Origin of the sequence: Planosporangium thailandense, from assembly GCF_011947195.1 — a bacterium.
Lineage (GTDB): Bacteria > Actinomycetota > Actinomycetes > Mycobacteriales > Micromonosporaceae > Planosporangium > Planosporangium thailandense.
Genome location: NZ_JAATVY010000061.1, coordinates 1 through 4,035, shown reverse-complemented (window position 1 = coordinate 4,035; position 4,035 = coordinate 1). Strand labels below are relative to the sequence as shown.

Below are 4,035 nucleotides of genomic sequence, written 5' to 3'. Positions count from 1 at the left end.
AAACTACGTCTCCAGCCTGCTCGCCAAGCTCGGCATGGAGCGCCGCACCCAGGCCGCCGTCCTCGCCTCCAAGCTCATGGGCAAGAGCTGACGGCCGGCCCTCGCCGGCCGCCAACCACGCACGGGTGGGCCTACCCTGGAGGGACGACCCCGGCCCGCGGTTCCCGGTCTACGGAGGGAGGCCGCATTCGATGCTCGACGTCACCGATCGGCCGGGTCCGACCCGGTCCGCCCGCTACCTGCCGATAGCCGAACACGGTCTGATCGGCGATCTGCGCAGCGTGGCCCTGGTGGGCACCAACGGCACCATCGACTGGTACTGCTGCCGGCGCTTCGACGCACCCAGCGTCTTCGCGTCGATCCTCGACGCCGACCGGGGCGGATCGTTCGAGCTGACCGCGGACGTGCCGGCGAAGACCAAGCAGTTCTACTTCCCCGACACGAACGTGCTGATCACCCGGTTCTTCACCGAGGACGGGGTGGGCGAGGTCCAGGACTTCATGCCGGTGACCGACGACTCCGGTGAGGCCGACCGGCACCGGCTGATCCGACGGGTCGTCTGCACGCGCGGGTCGATCCCCTTCCAGGCCCGGGTCGCGCCGCGGTTCGACTACGGGACGCAGCCGCACACCGTCCGCCCGTACGGGAACCAGACGCTGTTCGAGTCGGCCAACCTCACGCTCGCGCTGACCACCACGGTGCCGATCGAACCCGCCGGCCCGGACGTGACGTCGGAGTTCAAGCTCCTCGAGGGCGAGTCGGCGGTGTTCGCCCTCGACCGGGTCGGCGGCGACGTCGCGCCGCGCGGATGTCCACGCGCCGAGGCTGAGGAGCAGTTCGCCACCACGGTCGCGTTCTGGCGGCGGTGGCTGTCCGCCTCCCGGTACCGCGGCCGGTGGCGCGAGACGGTGCACCGCTCCGCGCTGACCCTCAAGCTGCTCACCTACGTGCCGACCGGCGCCATCGTGGCCGCCCCGACGACGAGCCTGCCCGAGCAGCTCGGCGGCGAACGCAACTGGGACTACCGGTACGTGTGGATCCGCGACGCCGCGTTCTGTGTGTACGCCCTGCTCCGGTTGGGCTTCACCGGCGAGGCGAAGGCCTTCATGGACTTCCTCAACCAGCACATCAGCACGCGCGGGGACGGACCCGACGGGCCGCTGCAGATCATGTACGGCATCGACGGGCGCACCGAGCTTCCCGAACGCGAGCTGAACCACCTGGAGGGCTACCGCGGCTCCGCCCCGGTCCGCATCGGCAACGCCGCGGCCGACCAGCTCCAGCTCGACATCTACGGCGCGCTGATCGACTCGGTCTACCTGTACGACAAGTGGGGCCAGCCGATCTCCGGTGACCAGTGGGACCGGCTCTGCGACCTGGTCGACTGGGTGTGCGACCACTGGGACCAGCCCGACGAGGGCGTCTGGGAGACCCGGGGCGGGCGCAAGAAGTTCCTGTACTCGCAGCTGATGTGCTGGGTGGCGATCGAACGGGCCATCCGGATGGCCAACCACCGCGGCCTGCCCGCCGACATGCCCCACTGGTCGCATGCCAGGGACGCGATCTATCGCCGGATCATGCGGCACGGCTGGTCGGACACCCGGCAGGCGTTCGTCCAGCATGAGGACGACGACGTCCTCGACGCCGCGGTCCTGATGATGCCGCTGGCGAAGTTCATCTCCCCCACCGACCCGAAGTGGCTCGCCACCCTCGACGCGCTCTCCGCGGATCTGGTCTCCGATTCGCTGGTCTACCGCTACGACCCGGCCGCGAGCCCCGACGGCCTGCGCGGCGACGAGGGCACCTTCTCGATCTGCTCGTTCTGGTACGTCGAGGCGCTGGCCCGCGCCGGGCGGCTGGAGGAGGCGCGGCTGGCCTTCGAGAAGATGCTGACGTACGCCAACCATCTGGGCCTGTACGCCGAGGAGATCAGCCGTACCGGCGACCAACAGGGCAACTTCCCGCAGGCCTTCACGCACCTGGCGCTGATCAGCGCCGCGTTCAACCTCGACCGCGCCCTCGGCTGACGCGCCGTACGCGCGTGGGACGAGCGCTACACCGGCACCGTCCACACCAGGGTGGTGCCGTGCGGCTGCGTGGGCTCGATGTTCAGCGCGCCGCCCAGCTCCTCGGCGCGTCGGCGCAGGTTGTCCAGCCCGCTGCGGCGGGTCGTCGCGCCCATGCCGACGCCGTCGTCGACGACGGTGAGCGCGACGCGGCCGCCGGCGAGGGCGACGCGGACCCGCACCGAGCTGGCGTGGGCGTGCCGGGCGGTGTTCGACAGCGCCTCGCGCAGCACGGCCAGCAGGCCGGCCTCGACCGGCGCGGGCAGGCCGCTGCCCACCGGCCCGTCCAGGGTGAGCTGCGGCCGGAACCCGAGCGTCTGGCGGGCCTCGGCGAGCAGCTCACGGATCTGGGTCCGCACGTCCGACGCCGCCGGCGAGCGCAGCTCGAAGATCGCGCCCCGGATGTCACGGATCGTGGTGTCGAGCGCGTCGACGACGGCGTCGATGCGCTCCTTGGCCTCGGGCCGGATCGCGTGCCGGGTCGCGCCCTGCAACTGCATGCCGGCGGCGAACAGCCGCTGGATCACCACGTCGTGCAGGTCGCGGGCGATGCGTTCCCGGTCGCCGAGCACGGCCAGCATCTCCCGCTCGTCCTGCGCCCGGGCCCGCTCCAGCGCCAGCGCGGCCTGCCCGGCGAACGTCTCCACCAGCGCCACGTCCGGATCCTCGGCGAACGCGACGCTGCCGCGACCGTAGGCCACCGCGAGCGCGCCGAGGGTCTCACCTCCGGCGGCCAGCGGCACCAGCAGCGCCGTGCCGGTCTCCAGCGGCACCGGCCAGGCCGCCGCTTTGCCCAGGTCCTCCACCACCGCGATGTGCCGGTCGGTGATGACCGCGGCGAACTCGCTGCGCTCGGCCGGCACGCCCGCCCCGACCAGCCCGGCCGGCACCTCCCCCGCGGCGACCTCCACCGTCAGCGCGCCGTCGGTCTCGTCGTAGGTCGCCACCAGCGCGACGTCCGCGGCGGCCACCTCCCGGGCCCGGGTGGCCACCAGGTGCAGCGCCTCGGTCCGGTTGACCTCACCCAACAGCACCGACGTGATCTCCGCCGCGGCCTCGAGCCACCGCTGCCGGCGACCCGCCTGGGCATACATCCGGGCGTTGTCGATCGCCGCGCCCGCCGCCACCGCCAGGGCGACCATCAACTCCTCGTCGTCGTCGGTGAACTGCCCACCGCCGGCCTTCTCGGCCAGATACAGGTTGCCGAACACCTGGTCGCGGATGCGCACCGGCACGCCGAGGAAACTGTGCATCGGCGGGTGGTGCGGCGGAAACCCGTACGCGCGGGGATGGGCGGTGATGTCGGGCATCCGGATCGGCCGCGGCTCCTCGATCAACAAGCCGAGCACGCCGTGCCCGCGCGGCAGGTCACCGATCACCTGGTGCTGCGCGGCGTCGATGCCGTGGGTGATGAAATCGACCAGCGACCGGTCCGGACCGATCACCCCCAACGCCCCGTACCGCGCCCCGGTCAGCCGGCAGGCCGCCAGCACGATCCGCTTCAACGTGCTGTGCAGATCCAGATCCGTGCCGATCCCGACCACCGCGTCCAACAGCGCGCGGATACGCTCCCGACTCGCCGCCACCTCACCGACCCGGTCCAGCAGCTCACGCAGCAGCTCGTCCAGCCGCACCTGCGACAGCGGCGACAGGGGCAGCGACGGCGCATCCCAGCCCGCCTGCTCGGCGTCCATCGGCGTCTCGCGGTGGTCGGCCGCCGCTTCGTCTGCCACCCGCGCATCCTATCGGGCCGCGGTAGCCCCGGCTGCGCCCGTGCGCGGACGGCCGCCCCGCCAGACCCGGCCGGGCCGGTGGTCCCGGGCAGGTCGGGTCCACGGTCCCGTCGATCAAGGTCATTCGCCCGCATCCATCGCCGCGCCCGGTCGGCATGCTGAATCCAGCCGGCCCGCACGGGGTCGACCCGAGACGGAACACAGGTGAGACACGATGCGTACCACCCGCCGTATCA

At 72.1% G+C, this 4,035-nt stretch carries 2 protein-coding genes and 1 pseudogene; 2 read left to right on the top strand and 1 reads right to left on the bottom strand.

The genetic code is table 11. The features are described from left to right. Together HC031_RS32075 and HC031_RS32070 are read left to right on the top strand one after the other, a co-directional pair. Positions 1 to 91 (top strand): annotated as a pseudogene (locus tag HC031_RS32075) (DNA-binding response regulator); the annotation flags it as partial. Positions 92 to 191: 100 nt separating this feature from the next. Continuing rightward, positions 192 to 2,027 (top strand): glycoside hydrolase family 15 protein, encoded by a 1,836-nt coding sequence (locus tag HC031_RS32070; protein ID WP_167929213.1) that lies wholly within the window; start codon positions 192 to 194, stop codon positions 2,025 to 2,027. 26 nt (positions 2,028 to 2,053) lie between these two features. Here the strand turns inward: HC031_RS32070 and HC031_RS32065 are convergent, their stop codons facing one another. After that, positions 2,054 to 3,760: a GAF domain-containing sensor histidine kinase gene (locus HC031_RS32065; RefSeq protein WP_167929214.1), complete on the bottom strand. Its 1,707-nt coding sequence runs from the start codon at positions 3,758 to 3,760 to the stop codon at positions 2,054 to 2,056. Between the last annotated feature and the right edge of the window lie 275 nt (positions 3,761 to 4,035).